Annotated in this window: 14 protein-coding genes and 1 riboswitch; all 14 genes read left to right on the top strand. The window is 48.4% G+C overall.

Features of this window, described 5'->3' with window-relative positions:
* Positions 1-4 precede the first annotated feature (4 nt).
* The 14 genes from GURA_RS09135 (at position 5) to pilQ (ending at position 17,452) form a co-directional block, all read left to right on the top strand.
* Positions 5-1,591: a sensor histidine kinase gene (locus GURA_RS09135; protein ID WP_011938696.1), complete on the top strand. Its 1,587-nt coding sequence runs from the start codon at positions 5-7 to the stop codon at positions 1,589-1,591.
* A 3-nt stretch (positions 1,592-1,594) separates the two neighbouring features.
* Entirely contained in the window at positions 1,595-2,974 is a 1,380-nt protein-coding gene (locus tag GURA_RS09140; protein WP_011938697.1) for a sigma-54-dependent transcriptional regulator, read from the top strand.
* 195 nt (positions 2,975-3,169) lie between these two features.
* Positions 3,170-3,952: a DsbC family protein gene (locus GURA_RS09145; protein ID WP_011938698.1), complete on the top strand. Its 783-nt coding sequence runs from the start codon at positions 3,170-3,172 to the stop codon at positions 3,950-3,952.
* Between the two features lie 72 nt (positions 3,953-4,024).
* Positions 4,025-8,473 carry an InlB B-repeat-containing protein gene (locus GURA_RS09150; RefSeq protein ID WP_011938699.1) on the top strand — a complete coding sequence of 1,483 codons (4,449 nt, stop codon included), beginning with the start codon at positions 4,025-4,027 and terminating at the stop codon, positions 8,471-8,473.
* A gap of 1 nt (position 8,474) precedes the next feature.
* Positions 8,475-8,954, top strand: coding sequence for a pilus assembly FimT family protein (locus GURA_RS09155; protein ID WP_011938700.1), 480 nt, complete (start codon positions 8,475-8,477; stop codon positions 8,952-8,954).
* Positions 8,932-9,312, top strand: a complete 381-nt coding sequence (locus tag GURA_RS09160; RefSeq protein WP_011938701.1) for a type IV pilus modification PilV family protein — start codon at positions 8,932-8,934, stop codon at positions 9,310-9,312. The genes GURA_RS09155 and GURA_RS09160 overlap by 23 nt, the downstream gene beginning before the upstream one ends.
* A gap of 58 nt (positions 9,313-9,370) precedes the next feature.
* A complete protein-coding gene (locus GURA_RS09165) occupies positions 9,371-10,618 on the top strand; it encodes a prepilin-type N-terminal cleavage/methylation domain-containing protein (RefSeq protein ID WP_011938702.1) in 1,248 nt (415 codons plus the stop codon).
* A gap of 26 nt (positions 10,619-10,644) precedes the next feature.
* On the top strand, positions 10,645-11,268 hold the full coding sequence (locus tag GURA_RS09170) for a hypothetical protein (RefSeq protein ID WP_011938703.1): 624 nt from the start codon (positions 10,645-10,647) through the stop codon (positions 11,266-11,268).
* An 83-nt stretch (positions 11,269-11,351) separates the two neighbouring features.
* Positions 11,352-11,428: riboswitch (cyclic di-GMP riboswitch) on the top strand.
* A gap of 158 nt (positions 11,429-11,586) precedes the next feature.
* Complete coding sequence (locus tag GURA_RS09175; protein WP_011938704.1) at positions 11,587-11,787, top strand: helix-turn-helix transcriptional regulator; 201 nt, start codon at positions 11,587-11,589, stop codon at positions 11,785-11,787.
* A gap of 21 nt (positions 11,788-11,808) precedes the next feature.
* Positions 11,809-12,861 carry a type IV pilus biogenesis protein PilM gene (gene pilM, locus GURA_RS09180; RefSeq protein ID WP_011938705.1) on the top strand — a complete coding sequence of 351 codons (1,053 nt, stop codon included), beginning with the start codon at positions 11,809-11,811 and terminating at the stop codon, positions 12,859-12,861.
* The gene (locus tag GURA_RS09185) at positions 12,858-13,433 is read left to right on the top strand and encodes a PilN domain-containing protein (protein WP_011938706.1); all 576 of its coding nucleotides are present in this window, start codon (positions 12,858-12,860) and stop codon (positions 13,431-13,433) included. The genes pilM and GURA_RS09185 overlap by 4 nt, the downstream gene beginning before the upstream one ends.
* Positions 13,434-13,473: 40 nt before the next feature.
* Complete coding sequence (locus GURA_RS09190; RefSeq protein ID WP_011938707.1) at positions 13,474-14,073, top strand: type IV pilus inner membrane component PilO; 600 nt, start codon at positions 13,474-13,476, stop codon at positions 14,071-14,073.
* On the top strand, positions 14,054-14,605 hold the full coding sequence (locus GURA_RS09195; protein WP_011938708.1) for a pilus assembly protein PilP: 552 nt from the start codon (positions 14,054-14,056) through the stop codon (positions 14,603-14,605). Before GURA_RS09190 ends, GURA_RS09195 begins: the two co-directional genes overlap by 20 nt.
* A 12-nt stretch (positions 14,606-14,617) precedes the next feature.
* Positions 14,618-17,452 carry a type IV pilus secretin family protein gene (pilQ, locus tag GURA_RS09200; protein ID WP_011938709.1) on the top strand — a complete coding sequence of 945 codons (2,835 nt, stop codon included), beginning with the start codon at positions 14,618-14,620 and terminating at the stop codon, positions 17,450-17,452.
* Positions 17,453-17,456 lie beyond the last annotated feature (4 nt).

Genomic DNA, 17,456 nt, shown 5'->3' on the forward strand with positions numbered 1-17,456 from the left:
CCGCATGAAGCATTTTCGCGTTTCCCTCACCTTTTCCATTCTCTCCTCGCTCGCCTGCCTGCTGGTCCTTACCTGGGTTCTGCTCAGTCTCATTTCGTTCAAAACTGCTGAAAAAGATCTCCTGGCCCAGAAGAACGAGGAAGCACGCGTGCTCCTTTCTGCATTTGCGGAAATCGCTCAGGCCTCGCTGAATCGCATAAACGAAGAATCATCGACTAAAATACTGACCGCGAGACTTGCCCGGGAGAAGGACTTTGCCGGCATTACGGTCATGGATGGGGCTGGGAAGGCGGTCTATGTCATAGCAGATGCCAGAGGTACAGATGCGACTCTTCAGGCGACATTGAAGAAGGGCAAGGAGTCGTTTGCTTTCACCCCGGACGGCAAATATATTTTACGATACGCGCCGCTTTACCGGGGAGATACCGTCATCGGCGCGGCCCGCCTGTCGCTCTCACTGGCAAAGGAGCAGGAACGGCTCAAAGGCTCGCGCCACCTGTTCCTGGCCTATTTTGTCCTCGATTTTCTGCTGTTGCTCGGTTTCGGTTCGTTCATGCTGTCACGGATCGTCGTTGTGCCGATCAGGAAGCTCCTCGCCGCAACCAAGAGGATTGCCTCAGGCGATTACGGTCATAGCGTACATGTGCCGGGGAGTGCCGAAATAGCCGAGCTCTCTGAATCATTCAACACGATGGCGGAAGGGTTGGAGAAGAAGCGGGCAGAGGTAGAGCAGACGGTCGATTCTCTGGAACGGGCCAACAAAGCATTGCAGGCTGCCCGTGAAGAGGCGGTCCGCTCGGAGAAGATGGCTTCCGTCGGTTTGCTGGCCGCGGGAATGGCCCATGAGATCGGCACCCCTCTTTCCGCCATCATCGGCTATGCGGGAATACTCAGGGACGAGCTTCAGGATGACGCAATCAAAGCCGATTATCTGCGCCGCATTGAAGCCGAATCAGGCCGGATTGACAGGATTGTCCGTGGCCTGCTCGATTATGCCCGTCCTACGGACGTTCATTGTGAACTTATGGATATATCCGGGCTTCTGACTGAAACAGTTGATCTTCTTGGCGCGCAGGGGGTTTTGAAGCAGATAACTACCTCGTTGATTCTGGATGATAATTTGCCGCGGGTATTTGTCGATCCGCACCAGTTGCAGCAGGTACTTATCAACCTTATCATCAATGCGAGGGACGCCATAAAGCAGGGGGGGGAGCTTGAAGTGGCTGCTCGTGCCGGAAAGGCGGAAATGCTTTTTGTCCAGTCTACCTCTGCTCCGGTTTCTGTCATGGGGAGGCGCAAGGATGATTTTCACGGCGCATTCAGTTATTCCTACCTTAACAGTAGAGACGTTGCCTGCTGGCTGGCCATAGCTGTAAGGGACAACGGAGAGGGAATTGCCGCTGAAAACCTGGGAAAGATCTTCGATCCTTTTTTCACGACCAAGGAACCGGGGAAGGGGACCGGGCTCGGGCTTGCCATTTCCGCCAGGATAATAGATTCTTTCGGCGGCCGGATCATTGCCGAAAGCGAACCGGGAAATGGATCGGTATTGACCATCTGGCTCCCGGTTTTGAAGGATAAGGAAAGGTGAAAAGTGAAAAAAAACGCTGACAATAAGAGCATCCTCGTAGTAGACGATGAGGAAAATCTGCGTCATATGCTTCATGTCATGCTCCAGAAGCAGGGATATCACGTCGAACTGGCAGTTGAGGGCGCTGAGGCCTTGCGGATGGCTGCACAGAAGGATTATGATTTTATTCTCTGCGACATCAAGATGCCGGTTCTGGACGGGGTCGGTTTCTTGAAAGGTGCAAACGCAGCAGGCATCAAAAGCACCGTCATCATGATGTCGGCCTATGGTACGGTGGACAGCGCGATCGAGTGCATGAAGCTGGGGGCGTATGATTATATATCCAAACCCTTTAAAAGTGATGAGATAGGACTGGTCCTGAGAAAGGCGGAAGAGCGGGAAAGACTGAAGGCGGAGAACAAGCGGCTCAAAGAGGAGATAAACAGGGAATTTTCCTTTGCCAATATAGTCAGTAAAAACGAGCGAATGCATGAAATATTCAACCTTGTTCAGAAGGTCTGCGATTACAAGACAACGGTACTGATTCTCGGCGAATCAGGGACAGGTAAAGAACTGATAGCCAGGGCTCTTCATTATAACAGCAGGCGCAAAAACGCCACGTTTGTTGCGATCAACTGTGCGGCGATACCGGAAAACCTGCTGGAGTCAGAACTGTTCGGGCACATGAAGGGTGCCTTTACCGACGCTTCTTCTGATAAGGCAGGCCTGTTCGAGCAGGCGAACGGCGGGACCCTGTTTCTGGACGAGATCGGCGAGATGCCCCTTGCTTTGCAGGTGAAACTTTTGCGCGTATTGCAGGATGAAGAAATCAGGGTGGTGGGGGGAACTGTAACGAAGAAGATCGATGTGCGGGTGATTTCCGCCACTTCGAAGCACTTGGAACAGGAAATCGCGGCAGAACGCTTTCGGGAAGACCTCTATTTCAGGCTGAATGTCTTCAGTCTCACCCTGCCGCCGTTGCGCGAAAGGCAAGAGGATATTCCCCTGCTTGCTGCCCATTTCATCGAAAAATACGGGCGGAAAATGGCTAAACACGTGGCGTGCTATACTCCCGAAGCCCTCAAGTTGCTTATGGACTACAGCTGGCCGGGGAATGTCCGGGAACTGGAAAACTGCATCGAGAGGGGACTGGTCCTGTGCGAGGGAGAAGCGCTGGATGTGGAGTGTCTGCCGGAAAAACTGCGGAGCATGGATGGCAGGGGACGGGGGGCGGGGATGGCCTTCGACGGCTTTTCAATAAAGCGCGCCGAAGAAAGTCTCGAAAGGGCGCTGATCAGAAAGGCGCTCGATGAAACCGGCGGCAACAGGACCCATGCGGCAAGGTTGTTGGAGATAAGCCACCGGGCGCTTTTGTACAAAATCAAGGAGTACGGGATGGAATAATCCAAACCTTTTTGCGGGATTAACGGCTCTTGCTATGAAATAAATGCATAGTGTTGGGGCGGTGTATTGACTGTCATTGTCTAAGTTGCTTAAATCGCGTAATATTTTAGCTGGATTGTTCTGTACGAGCATTGGCATGTGAGTTGCTAGTCATACTGTGCGGAATCATGAAACGATTGAGAGGTAGAAATTTACATGTATAGAGTAATGGTGCTTACAGGACTGATGTTGGGGCTCTCGGCCGGCAGTGCACTCGCCATGGCAAAGGAAGGGTGCGGTGGCGAGTGCGTCTCGTGCCATTCGCTCAGCGAAAAAGAAGCTGGTACGCTGTTAAAGGGATTGGGGACGGTAAAATCCGTCAAGCCGTCACCGGTGCGAGGACTCTATGAACTACGTCTGGAGAAGGACGGTACCCAGGCAATCGCCTATGTTGATTATGGGAAGAAAAACATCATTGCCGGGCAGATATTCGATATCGCCTCCCGCCAGCTGGTTACCACAAAAATTACAGCGTCGCCAATAAAAGCAGAGAAGATAGATGTCGGCAAAATTCCCCTGGACAATTCCCTGGTCATGGGTAACGCGAATGGAACTAAGAAGCTTTTCGTCTTTACCGACCCGGATTGCCCCTACTGTGCAAACATGCACGCTGAACTGAAAAAGCTGGTGGAGATGGACAAAGATATCGCGGTTTATGTCAAGCTCTTCCCGTTGGAGATGCACCCGAAGGCCTACGACAAGTCACGGCTGATTCTGTCTGAAAACTCCCTGAATCTTCTGGATACGGCCTTTTCCGGCGGCAAGTTGCCTGAACCTCTGGCAAAGCATTCAGGAAAGGGTGTTGATGAAACCAAGGCTTTTGCCAGGTCTGTCGGCATCAGTTCTACGCCGACCCTGGTACTGCCGGACGGGCGGATACTGCCGGGGTTCAGGGATGCCTTAGCGGTAATGAGATCGGTTAACGGTGAAACACAGTAATGTTTTTTCCCTTCCGATATTAATTGTCGTGTTGAGGTTTTAACCAAGATAAACCATCAAGGGGTGGATGCAATGAACAACGTTAATTTCGTCAACAGGAAAATCCTCCGGTATTTATTGCCGTTGCTGCTCATCATTCCGTGGCTACTGGCATCGGTTCAGCCGGCATCTGCTGAAAAGGTTGAGGTTACGGTTGAGTGGGGGAGTAACGCCGCGGGCGATAACGATAACGGCGGCTACGTAACGCCTCCCGGCAATGGTGATTCAGGAAAAGATGTAAAGGTTACAACCAATACTAACAAGACGTTTACCATCTTCACCGATTCCGGTTTCCAGATCTCGGATGTGAGATTGATAAACAAGGATTCCGGCACCAACCAGTCGGTTTTCACCCCTGTGAACATGCTTGGTGCAGGCGATACCTACACGTTCAACGTGGGGACTAGTGACTGGATACTGCGGGTTTTCTTTATACCCAAAACGGGGTCGAATGTAACCATAACTGCAACCGCCGGGGCCAACGGCTCCATTTCTCCATCCGGAGCGATCAGTGTCGCAAGAAATGGCAGCAAAACCTTCACCATGACCCCCAACGCCGGCTACATTATAGGCGATGTGCTGGTGGATGGTATATCGGTGGGCGCCGTCAGCTCTTACACCTTCCCCAATGTGACAATCGATCATACCATTTCCGTTTCATTTGTTCCACAAGCCTATACCATTACCGCGACTGCCGGCGCCAACGGTGTGATCTCACCGGCCGGCGCCACCAATGTGGCCAAAAACGCCGATCAGACGTTCAATATCATCCCGAATGCCGGTTATAACGTTTTGGATGTGAAAATTGACGGCACATCGGTCGGGGCAAGGACCTCCTATACCTTCACCAACGTCACCGCCAACCATACCATAAACGTAACCTTTGCCCTCCAGACCACTTCGATGGGGAACTATTGCCAGCAACCCTCCTTTATCGGCTCCATCACCCAATTGAAGCCCAATGTTCTGATCCTGTCCGATAACTCGGGCAGCATGGGGTGGCTTGCATACGAGAGTGAAACGTATAACAATGCAAAGAGCTATTACGGCTATTTCGATCCCCAGAAAATGTATAAGAATTCGGGCACCGTTTTTACGATCGACACCACAAAAATACTCGACAAGAACGACATAATGTCGGGTAACTACTTGAACTGGCAAATGATGCGACGGATCGACGTCGTCAGGAAGGCGTTGATTGGGGGCAAGGTTGTAAATCGGACGGCTGCCACCAAATATTTGTCGGCTAATGGCGGCTTTACGGTTGAATACGGCCCCACGGAACCGACGGGAATTATCCAGGCCCTAGACGGTAAGGTGAGATTCGGCCTGATGTTTTTCCGCTCCAATTACGAGGGAGGGTATATTGCTGCGCCTATCGGTTCCACTGCCGCCGACCTGGTCACACAGATAGAAGCCAAGAACCCCAGCGGCAACACCCCACTGGCAGAGTCGATCTACGAGGCGACCAAGTATTTCGGCCATGTTGCAAGCGCTTATGACGCAGCGGTTGATTACTCCACATGGGCGGACCCGATCCTGTACCCGTGCCAGAAAAACTTCATGTTGGTCGTCACCGACGGCGAGCCGACTGCTGACATCAACTTCCCAGGTTTTGACACAACCACCTGGAAGAATAAGATCACTGCCAATGGCGACACCCACAGCCCGTATTTCATGGAGGATGTTGCCTACTACGCCCATGTCACCGACTTGCGACCCGACACCGGCACCGTCGGCAATCCCCCCATCGCTGCGGGCGGCATTCAGAACCTGACTATTTACAACGTTTTCGTCTTCGGTAGTGCAGCCAGCAAAACTATGCAACTGGCGGCAAAATACGGAGGATTTCAGGACAAGAACGAAAACGGAAAGCCTGACCTGGCAATTGAGTGGAACAAATCCGGCGACGGTGTGCCTGACACCTATTTTGAGGCGCAGGAAGGTGACAGCCTGGAGACCTCGCTGATGGATGCCTTGACGAATATACTGGCACGCATATCCTCCGGTACGGCGGCTTCCATCCTCAGCAACAGCGAGGGGACAGGAGCCAATCTATTGCAGGCGTTATTCTATCCCAACAAGATCTTTGAAAAGCAGACCCAGGCCAATTGGCTCGGCGAAATGCAGAACCTCTGGTATTACATCGATCCCTTTTTCACTAACAGCTCAGTGCGGGAAGACACTGATTATACCGATGCAGACAGGGCAGTAAATAAAAATCATGTGTTTAATCTCCTTGCTGACAAGGCAACCAACTTTTTCTTCGACAATGCTGCGACGAAACAGACACTAGTAGATCTTTCCTATGACACAAATGGAGACGGCGCTCCCGATCTCTTTGACAAGCGAGTCACCCCTGACGAAGTGAACAGTATTTGGCGGGCGGGTAAACAATTGTGGTCAAGGGACCTTTCAACTAACCCGAGAAAGATATATACGACTATTGACGGCAGCACGCTTGTTCCCTTTGTTGAAACGGCCGGAGCCAATCCTCTTCGCGCTTATTTGCAGGCAGCAACCGATGCGGAGGCAAATAAAATAATCAGATATGTACAGGGCTTTGATTTCCCCGACGACACCTCGATGCGAAGCAGAACGGTCAAGATCGGCAATATTCCGTCAACAAACGTTACTGATCCTGCCTATAAGACCAATCCAAAGGATAAAGGCATCGGAGTCTGGAAGTTGGGTGATATTGTCAATTCTACGCCGCGACTGGTTTCGGCGCTCCCTCTGAACTTCTACGACAAAGCGCCTGATAAAGGTTATCGCGATAAATCGTACGGTGATTCCAAGAATGGAACGGGTTATATTTATACGTCTGATTACAAGCGTAGAGGACTGTCGCTTGCCGGCGCCAATGACGGCATGCTGCATGCTTTCAAACTCGGCACACTCGATGTAACCGCCTATGGAGATACCAAAGCGACCCTGTCCGGAACAAATCTCGGTGATGAGCTGTGGGCGTATGTCCCGAAAAATGTGTTGCCGTACCTCAAGTACTTCTCGGATCCGGACTATTGTCATCTCTGTTATGTTGACATTTCCCCATATATTGTCGATGCCAGCATTGCAAAGCCGGCAGCGTGTATGGAAGCGAAGGCCGAGGATTGCACAAAAGATTTAACCAGCTGGCGAACCGTAGTCATCGGGGGGATGGGACAAGGAGGTGCCAGCAGGGATAAAGCGGGAACCTGCAAAGATGCTACCGGCGTGGATTGCGTAAAATCGCCCCTCGACGGTGTCGGCTTTTCGTCATACTATGCTCTGGATATTACCAAGCAGTTCGTTTCATCGGGAAACCCGGTAATGCCGACCCTCCTCTGGGAATTTGCGCATCCGGAACTCGGATATTCGACATCCGGGCCGGTAGTGATGCGGATCAATGGAAAGGATAATTCAAAATCTCCACCGGTGCCTGACCCAACCAAAAATGGCAATTGGTATGCTGTATTTGCTTCCGGCCCCACCGGCCCGATTTCCGGTCAACAATTCTTGGGGAAGTCCGATCAGAATCTCAAGCTATTTGTACTTAATCTGAAGACCGGCGCGCTGTTGCGAGTTATCGATACCGGCATTCCGTTTGCTTTCTCCGGATCTTTGAATGACGGGCATTCCGATACTGACAGAGTTGATCCGGAGAATCGGGGTTTTTATTCGGATGATGCACTCTACATCGGGTACACAAAAAGGGCTGGTGCAGGTACTGTTGCCAGCCCCTATACGTGGACAGACGGTGGGGTAGTACGGCTTTTGACAAAGGAAGACCCGGACCCGAACAACTGGACTGTAAGCAAGGTCATCGATGGTATCGGGCCGGTTACTACCCGAATTTCAAAACTTCAGGATAAAATTGACAACATCCTATGGCTCTTCTTCGGCACCGGCCGTTATTACTACGGCGCAGACGATATTGCCGTACAGCGCACCCTCTTCGGGGTGAAGGATCCGTGCTTCAAGGCAGTAGTCACTCATCTCGATGGCACCGTCTCCAAGAAAGGAGACATTGACGAGGCTTGCACCGAGGCGCCGGTTACCAAGTCGAGCCTCGATATCCAGACGAACATCTCGGCCACATCCCTGACAAGCAAAGGCTGGTACATTGAGCTTGATGCGGCCAGTGGGGGCTATGGAGCGGAGAGAATAATAACCGATACCGTGGCGCAGCAAAACGGTCTCTGCTTCTTCACGAGTTTCAAGCCGAACATGGATGTCTGTTCCTTTGGCGGCAGTTCACATCTGTGGGTTGTGGACTGCGCGACCGGAACCGCACCTAAGGTCAACGCCCTGAAAGGCAGGGCGCTGATCCAGGTCTCTACGGGGAGCTTCGAGTCCGTTGACTTTGGAACCGCCCTTATTGAAAGAGGCAACAGGCGATCTGCGCCAATGATAGGGAAACCGCCCGGCGAACCGCCGACTATCCAATCCCAGGCAAATAACAAACCGGTTAAGAAGATTCTCCGCATACGGGAGAAATAACATGAAACAGGACGGTTTTTCATTGATTGAGCTTATCGTCGTCATCGGGATATCCGCTGTTCTCATGGCTATTGCCATGCTTAATTTCAACCAGATGATGAGAAAGTCTGCGATCGACAGTCAGGTAAAAATGCTGTATTCCGAACTCTTGAACACCAGGGTACAGGCGAGGTTCCAAAAGGAGGCACGTCGGGTCGGACTTAACAGTAACAAGGTTATCCTGTATTCGCCGGATTTAACTAAGTCGCCGGATGTCCAGAGAGACTTATCCTCTCCGATCGAATGGGGCGGCGCATCGGATATTCTCTTTGACACACAAGGCCTGACAAATGCCCCTGCCACCGGCAGCAAGAGTATCTGTATACAGGGGGATAATCCTGCTACTTACGATAGTATAGTGGTTTTCAAGACAAGGATTCAGATGGGAAAAAGAACGAATCCTCTAGGAGGGTGCACCATTGATAATATCGTTACTCAATAATAAAGGGTTTACTCTTGTTGAAATGATGTTTGCCATAATGATATCGCTTCTCGGCATATTTGCACTGTTGCAGTCCATGGATGTAATCACGCAGCACAATGTCAAGAATCAGATGCGTGACGAGGCAGTGAAGATTGCCGATGTCAGGCTGAAGTCAATGCGGGAAGGCCCTTTTGTCGAGAATATTGTATATATTCCGTACAGCACCGTTCATAACGAATCGGGTGTTCGCTCTTATGTCGTGAGAAAGTCAATGACTGCGTTGTCAGTCAATTCAAGGGAACTTATTGTCAACGTTGGGTGGGCTTATAAAAACATTTCATCTCACCACGAGGTGCGGACCATTAAATCAAGATGAGCATGGACTCAATCAAGCCATTTTGCCAACCTCAGCGAATGGCATCAAGGACGGGGTTATGTCGGATAAAAAAGGTTTTACACTCATAGAACTGGTTGTGACGATGGCCATATTTGTCATCGTCATCATGCTAAGCTCATTTGTTTTCGAGAAGGTGATCGGTCAGGCAAGCCAGCGCTCCAAAACCATTGAGGGTCAGCTTGAAGGTGTCGTAGGCCTGGAAATATTGAGGACCGACCTGGATAGCGCCGGTTATGGGCTTCCGTTTAAAATTATGTCTTCGGCTACAAAAATATCCGGTTACACCGAAGCGGTGGACTCCCCGAACTTTCCGGTTCCCGGTGTTGATAGGGCTAGTCTCAACGACGCGCCCGCCACGTCGCCTAGAGGCGTTGTGAGCGTAAACGGAAGCGGTAGCGTTGGTTTCAATCAATCTGATTATCTGGTGATAAAATCGGTAACTGTTGCCTTGAATGATACCTCGAAAAAATCGAGTCGTGTCACTTACAACAAAATAGGCACGGATCCCTTCGGTAAGATTGCGGTAACCGGAACCGATGACCTGCAACCGGACGAAAGAGCCATCGTCATGAGATCCACTTTTGAGGGTGGCATAGAGAAGAAAAGAGAACTTTTGATAGACGAGAAGAACGGCGGCACCTTTTTTGTTACGGTTCCGTCGACTTTTCTCCCGACTGCGTTTTCGCCCCTGACAACAGATGATACGTGTCTGATTTACGGGATAGATCCGGCCAATGGGTCACCACTGCGCATGCCTTTCAATCGGGCAGATTATTTCGTCAAAAGGCCGGCTAATGTTCCTAAAATTTGCAATGCCGGCACAGGCGTTTTATACAAGGCCACGACTAATCACAATAATGGTGGTATCACCTATTATCCATTGGTTGATTGCATAGGAGACATGCAAGTGATCTATCTCCTCGACATGGACGAGGATAGTGCCGCCGGGACATACTCCAACGCCGACGGTAGCCAGATATCGCCGCTGGGAGACCCCGAGAAAGTTGACGGCGTGAATGTCTCAATTTCCGATGTGGTGGCAACCTTGCACGATCCCGAGTTGCTCAGACTCAGACTCAAGGAGATCCAGGTGTACGTCCTTGCCCAAATGGGCAAAAGGGATAATGTCTTAAATTATCCTAATGACGACATAGTCGTAGGAAAACCGGAAGCGGTAGGTAGAAAGTGGTCAGCAAGTGATATGGCAGGCACCTTTGGCGCCGAATGGCGTAACTACCGATGGAAAGTGTACAAAATCACATCCAATGCCAGTAATATGCAGTGACCAGAAAAAGAAATGGGCGGTGTCAAATGAGATATCTGAAAAATCAAAACGGAATAGCATTGGTAACTGCGCTGTTGCTTACCCTGATAACTGTTGCGGTTATTATGGCTGTATTTTATCTGCTTAACCAGCAGACAAAGACATCCGCAGCAGAGAAGGTCTACAGCTCCGCCCTGCAGGCTGCCTATGGCGATTCCGAGCTTTTTATTAAAGACATTATCCCGTCATTATTTCCCAACGATGCTCTTAAAAATATTAATTACTGGGAAAACAGCTTTTCTGCAATATCTTTGGACGTCGTTGCGACGGATGCCTGTATAAATGACAAACTGCACAATAACACCGATAAATGGACAAATTGTCCCCAGGGCAGTACAACGAAACTTGCTTACGATATGCCGGACACGACTATTGTACTTAGGGGGCTCAGCGAAAATTACAAGATATATTCAAAAATTGTCGATACGACCGTAGGCAATACCGACGGGTCAGGACTAACGGAAAGATATACCTCTGGCGACGGCGTAACCGGAAAGGGGGCCGGAGTGGACCCAGTACGTGTTCCTTATCTCTACACCGTCGAGATTCAAGCGGAAGGGGCAGTTAATCCCAAGGAAAAGGCCCAGCTTGAGGTACTTTATGCGTATTGAATGTTGTTTCTGATGTTTGGTTCACCTATGAATTGGTTCCAAAATTGCAGGTTTTAATTGCTTTAACAAATTGCATCCATAGATAACGATAATACTAAACCATCCGCGAGGATGGGGCGGAAAGCCTATAGGGTCTCACGCAGACAGCCGGGTTGCCGAAATATCACAATATTTCCGGCGCCCGGTTTTTTTTATTTTGTTAACTAAAAATATAAAAGACTATAATTTTATATAATTTAACATAATTAGCGTTATTTGCTTGACAATTCTTTTATTTATTGTAATTTCAACAAAAAATAAGTAAAAGCAGGTAAAAGAATGACAGCAAATAACAATGTCAGAAACATTCGTGAAGAGCGATTGATGAGTAAGGCTGAACTCGCGCGGTTAGCTGGTGTCTCGCCAGTTACGATTGATCGCATAGAGCGTGGCGAAGAGTGCCGCATGGAAACTAAAAGGAAAATCATTCTGGCTCTTGGTTTTTCTTTGTCTGAGAAGGAAAAAGTATTTCAGGACTAATTCCTCGAATAGGACAGAATCATGTTTCTCTCAAAAAAGAAAGATTTAGTTGGTATCGATATCGGCTCCAGTTCTGTAAAGCTTGTGCAGCTTAAGGAGCAAAAGGGGGTGTTTCATCTGCAGAATGTCGGAATACTCCCTCTGCCTGCAGAGGCCATTGTCGATAACAGCCTTATGGATAGCTCTTCCATCGTGGAAGCCGTGAAAAATCTCTTTAAAAGTCTGAATATAAAGGCAAAAGAGGCGGTCTGCTCCATATCTGGCAATTCGGTTATCATCAGGAAAATATCCTTGCCCGTCATGCCTGTTGAAGAGCTTGAAGATCAAATACACTGGGAGGCTGAACAGTATATACCCTTTGATATCAACGACGTAAATATCGATTTTCAGATTTTGTCTGCTGACGAACTTGATCCGTCAAAAATGAACGTCCTGCTTGTTGCCAGTAAAAAAGACATAATAAACGATTATCTTGCGGTATTTAATGAAGCCGGCATCAAGCTGATGGTTGTGGATGTGGATTCATTTGCGGTGCAGAACGCCTTCGAGCTCAACTACGATTTCGATTTTGAAGAGGTCTCGGCGCTTGTAAATATAGGTGCCAGCATCATGAATCTGAACATTGTGAAAGGGGGCATTTCTCTCTTTACCCGCGATGTTCAAATAGGTGGCAATCTTTACAACGAAGAGATTCAAAAGCAATTCGGAATGAACAACGAAGATGCCGAAAGAACTAAAATTTCCGGGGATTCTCCTGATAAAACCAGGCTCAAGGACATTATTTCACGTATAAACGATACCCTTTCCCTGGAGATGCGCAGGTCTCTGGACTTTTACAATTCAACGGCAGGCGAAGGGAAAATAAGCAAGGTGTATCTCAGTGGTGGCGGTGCAAAAACAACGATGCTGCTGGATTCTGTGAGCCAGAAACTTGATTTACCTGTAGAAATACTTAATCCGTTTTTAAAGATCAGATACAATGAAAAAGAGTTTGATCCAGAGTATCTTCAAGAGATAGGTCCTCTTGTGACTGTTGCTATAGGGCTGGCGACAAGGAGGCTTGGAGATAAATGATAAAGATCAATTTACTGCCGGTCAGGGCTTCTAAAAAGAAGGAAACCACCAGACAACAGATTTCTATTCTTATAATCTCTGTCATTGGCGTTCTTGTTGTCGGTCTTAGCCTGTATAGTTTAACCCTTGCAAAAATCAGTGCGACTAAGGATGAAGTCAGTAAGTCTGAGCAGGAGATTCAACAACTAAAAGCCAAGATTGGTCAGATTGATAATATCAAAAAGCTCCAGGCAGAAGTAAAGAAGAAACTCGACGTACTCAATCAATTAAGAAAAGAAAAGAGCGGTCCGGCCAGCAGGTTGGCAAAGCTGAGCGATGCTGTGCCGGAGAAGCTTTGGCTCACTAAATATACTGAAAATGCAGGTAATGTTTCAATTTCCGGCATAGCATTCAGTGAAGACCTTATTGCTGAATTTATGCGCAATCTTCAGGCGTCAGATGATTTCTCCAATATTGATCTTCAGGTATCAGAACAGTCTGAAATTTCTGGAACAAAAGTAAAGAAGTTCGATATTACTTTTATTCTTAAGGGATTGAAGAAGGAAGAGCCGGCAAAACCTGGCAGTAAATAAATCCTATGGGGCACTTCCATGCCCGGTTCCGAGGCTTTTCATGGACCCACAAATAGAAAAAATATTAAAGCTTCCTACCAAACAAAAAGTAGCATTGTTGATTCTTGTTCTGGCATTGGAAGGCCTTGGCATTTTCTTTGGCTTGTATCAACCCAAGATGAATGAACTTAAAGGATTTCAAGCAAAGCTTGAGGAACTGCAAAAAAAGATCACAGAAGATAAAAAAGTTGCTGACAATATTTCAAAATATAAAAAAGAATACGATCAATTGCAAAATGAATTGAAGACCGCCCTCACCGAGTTGCCCAATCAGAAAGAAATACCTTCACTTTTAACCAGTATAACAAGTGCGGGTAAAAGTGCCGGACTCGATTTTCTTCTGTTTAAACCAAAGCCCGAGGAATCCAAGGACTTTTATGCTGCTGTTCCTGTCGACATTTCCGTTTCCGGTTCTTTTTATAACATTGCCGACTTTTTTGTCTCAGTAGCCAATCTCCCCCGCATCGTAAATATAAACAATGTAAATTTTGCGGATATAAAAAACGTTAACGGCCGGACGACGTTAAAAGTCAATTGCCTTGCCACTACCTTCCGCTTCATTGACAAGAAAGAGATAAAAGATGAAAAGAAAGGAAAATAGATTACGTGTAATTACTCTGCTTTTTATTGTGTCCGGGCTGGTATTTATTGGATGCAAAAAGAAAGAAGATATTACTGTGCAGCAGGCGGCGCAACCAAAAGTTGCAACAAAGCCAAATGTGCCTGTGCAGAAACAGCCTTCATCAGCTAAAGGCACTGCTTCAGGTGTCATGAATTATGACTTCAAAAATAAAAAAGATCCTTTTAAGGCTTTCTTGATGCCGACTGAGCCGTCTGCGTCCAAAGCAAAGACGGTTAAAGCAAGAACATCAGAACTCTTGCCGATACAAAATTATGATGTTAGCAAGTTCACCGTTTCCGGGATAATTACCGGGCTTAAGGAAAACAAAGCTTTAATAATAGACCCGACCGGCAAGGGATATGTCGTCAGACAGGGGATGCTGATCGGAAATAACGATGGTCGCATCACCAGGATATCACCGTCGTCTATCGAAATTTCTGAACAGTTCCGTGACGATAGCGGTCATGTAAAGAAAAGAAAAATTGTGCTGCCACTGGCCAAGAAAAAGTAAGGAGATTTCCAGATGAGAATGTATTCAAGCAGAATCATTTGCCATGCACTGATACTCATCTTTATCATGGCTGTTTCTGGTTGTGCAAAAAGAATGGTAGCGGCAAAAGATGTGAACCAGATTGAAACGGCAGGTGTCGCTGCTGTTCAGGCAATCAATGTTAAAGACGACACCTCTCAGATAGAAATTTCCACTAACCGGCCGTTAACATATACATCCTATAAGACAAGTGATCCGCCGAAGGTTTTTATCGACCTTGCTCAGACGGAACCGGGTGCAGTGACCAAGCCGTTAGAGTTCGCTTCAGGCAATGTAAAAAGTGTCAATTTGTCCAGGCAGGATTTTGGCGGTGGTTTTCTCACACGTGTTGAGATCGCACTGAATAAAGACGTGGATTTTTCAGTAAGCACAGATCCAGCGGATCGGGGCAAATTGCTGGTTACTTTCGCTAAACCCCAGGTTGAAGAAAAGTCGTCCAAAGCCGAGGTTGAAAAGCAGGGGCAGGTAGCGTCAAATGTCGAGGAAAATGCAGCCAAACCCGATGTGAAGCCGGAAACGAAATCTCTGAACGCGGAAATGTATAAACAGGCCGCTGCTGAAGTGGCTGCCGGAGTAAATGTTGTAACCCATGAGACGAAGCCGGAAGTTGTTGCCGAGGTCAAGGAAGGAGCCAAGATTGCCACGCCGGGGTCTAATCCTGTCGAACTACAGACAAGCGTCGAAGTAAAAGAGCCACCCAAGGCCGAAGCAGAGGTTAAATCTGAAATTGCTCCACAGTTAAAGACGTTAGATGCCATCAACATAGTGAACGATGGGGTTGAAATTATCGTGAATGGTGGCGTGGACTCCTTTAACACATTCAAGTTGAACAAGCCGGACCGTCTGGTTGTGGATATTTTTGGCGCTAAGAATTCGATCTCTGCAAATTTTATAAGTATCAACCGTTTTGGCGTCGGTAAAGCCAGAGTCGGCGTAACACCGGAAAAGGTACGTATCGTCTTTGACGCGGCCGCTGAAGCGCTCCCTGCTTACGAAGTGGCAAAGACTGACAATGGTTTAAAGATACATTTGTCTGATATATCCGCAGAGCAGCCAGCAAAGAACGTCAACGAGCCTCTCGACGAGCCGGCAAAGCCGGCATCTGAAGCAAAAAAAGTCGTAAAGACTGAAACAGGTTCGATAGAGTCGATTGACTTTAATGTCGTGGATGGAAACTCCAGGATTGCCATAAAGCTTAACGGAGACTGTATTTCAGGTAAGCCGATTAAGACAGCCAAAGGTCTGTCGTTTACAATCAAGAATTGTCGGATTCCGAAAAAACTTCAGAGAACGCTGGACACGAGAGGTTTTGCAGGCCCAGTCCAAAGCATTACTCCTTACCAGGTAAAAGTAGCTGGCGGGATGGATGTAAGAATTCTCGTAAAGCTGCGAGGAAAGGCGCCTTACACGATCAATCAGGATGGCGATATTCTCCTTTTGGATATCAAGAACCCGGAAGTGACAGAAACCCCGGCGCTTGTTTCCGGGGTAACAAGGGAAAAAGCTGCACCTGCCGCACCTAAAATCGAGGAAGAGTTCATGGCTGCCCCGGCGAAGGAACCGGAAGCTTTTGCCGAACTTCCCTCGTCTGCTGTTTCCAAACAGGTAACGAAAAAGGTATATACGGGCAGGAAGGTTACCCTGGAATTTTCCGATGCCGATATTAGAAAGATTTTCCAGCTTATTGCCGAAGTCAGTAACCTGAATTTTCTTATAGCTGACGATGTCAGTGGTACGATCAGCATCAAACTGGTCAATGTGCCATGGGACCAGGCGCTTGACGTGATACTCGATACCAAGGGCCTGGGCATGCAGCGCGAAGGCAACATTGTCCAGATCAAGCCGAAGGCCAAGATGCAGTCGCAGGCGGACGAAGAAATTGCCGCAAAAAAAGCCCGTGAAAGGGCCATGGAGCTGCGTACCGAGGTCTTTGATGTCAACTACGCCGCTGTTGCCGATATTGTCACACAGTTCAACACTTTGAAAAGCGAGCGGGGTATTATTACCTCTGATGTGCGTACCAATAGGGTTATCGTCAAGGATATCGCAACCGCCATCGAAGACATGAAGTCGCTCCTTAAAAATCTTGATTCGCCCGAGAAGCAGGTGATGATTGAGGCGCGAATCGTAGAGGCTCAAACATCATTCGTCCGCGACCTGGGTGTTCAGTGGGGACTGCATTACGTTGATGGCTCGGCTTCCGTTGCAGGAATAAGCCGGTTCGACACAGGTTTCGGCGGCGTTGTCACTCCGCCGCCAACCTCTGGCACTTCCGGTCCGGGGGCAGCTGCCGGCATGTCATTCGGTAAATTAGCCAGCAACATCCAGATTGATATGCGGCTTTCGGCTGCTGTCACTGCTGAGCAGATAAAGATCATATCTTCGCCGCGAGTGGTTACGCTCAACAACAAGCCCGCGAAAATATCCCAGGGCGCGTCTATTCCGTATCAGACCACTTCTGCTGAGGGGACAAAGACGGAATTTGTCGAGGCTGCCCTTACTCTTGAGGTGACACCACATATTACATCTGATGGCAGCATCGGCATGAAGATCAAGGCATCCAACAACTCAGCCGGCACCGGTTCACCGCCACCTATCAACAAAAAAGAGGCGACTACCGAACTGCTGGTGAAAAACGGCGAGACCACGGTCATTGGCGGGATATACGTTGACAGTGAAACGGATAACGATAAAGGGGTCCCTTTCCTGCAAGATATTCCACTGCTTGGTTGGCTATTTAAATCTAATACCAAAAATAAATCCAAGAACGAACTGCTTATTTTCATTACGCCGAAGATAATCAGTTAAGGAG

It is taken from the genome of Geotalea uraniireducens Rf4, assembly GCF_000016745.1.
GTDB lineage: Bacteria > Desulfobacterota > Desulfuromonadia > Geobacterales > Geobacteraceae > Geotalea > Geotalea uraniireducens.

Excerpts from the sequence above, each read along its gene's own strand:
- GURA_RS09135 (WP_011938696.1), top strand. The coding sequence starts at position 5 with ATGAAGCATTTTCGCGTTTCCCTCACCTTTTCCATTCTCTCCTCGCTC.
- GURA_RS09145 (WP_011938698.1), top strand. The coding sequence starts at position 3,170 with ATGTATAGAGTAATGGTGCTTACAGGACTGATGTTGGGGCTCTCGGCC.
- GURA_RS09150 (WP_011938699.1), top strand. The coding sequence starts at position 4,025 with ATGAACAACGTTAATTTCGTCAACAGGAAAATCCTCCGGTATTTATTG.
- GURA_RS09155 (WP_011938700.1), top strand. The coding sequence starts at position 8,475 with ATGAAACAGGACGGTTTTTCATTGATTGAGCTTATCGTCGTCATCGGG.
- GURA_RS09165 (WP_011938702.1), top strand. The coding sequence starts at position 9,371 with ATGTCGGATAAAAAAGGTTTTACACTCATAGAACTGGTTGTGACGATG.
- GURA_RS09170 (WP_011938703.1), top strand. The coding sequence starts at position 10,645 with ATGAGATATCTGAAAAATCAAAACGGAATAGCATTGGTAACTGCGCTG.
- GURA_RS09175 (WP_011938704.1), top strand. The coding sequence starts at position 11,587 with ATGACAGCAAATAACAATGTCAGAAACATTCGTGAAGAGCGATTGATG.
- pilM (WP_011938705.1), top strand. The coding sequence starts at position 11,809 with ATGTTTCTCTCAAAAAAGAAAGATTTAGTTGGTATCGATATCGGCTCC.
- GURA_RS09185 (WP_011938706.1), top strand. The coding sequence starts at position 12,858 with ATGATAAAGATCAATTTACTGCCGGTCAGGGCTTCTAAAAAGAAGGAA.
- GURA_RS09190 (WP_011938707.1), top strand. The coding sequence starts at position 13,474 with ATGGACCCACAAATAGAAAAAATATTAAAGCTTCCTACCAAACAAAAA.
- GURA_RS09195 (WP_011938708.1), top strand. The coding sequence starts at position 14,054 with ATGAAAAGAAAGGAAAATAGATTACGTGTAATTACTCTGCTTTTTATT.
- pilQ (WP_011938709.1), top strand. The coding sequence starts at position 14,618 with ATGAGAATGTATTCAAGCAGAATCATTTGCCATGCACTGATACTCATC.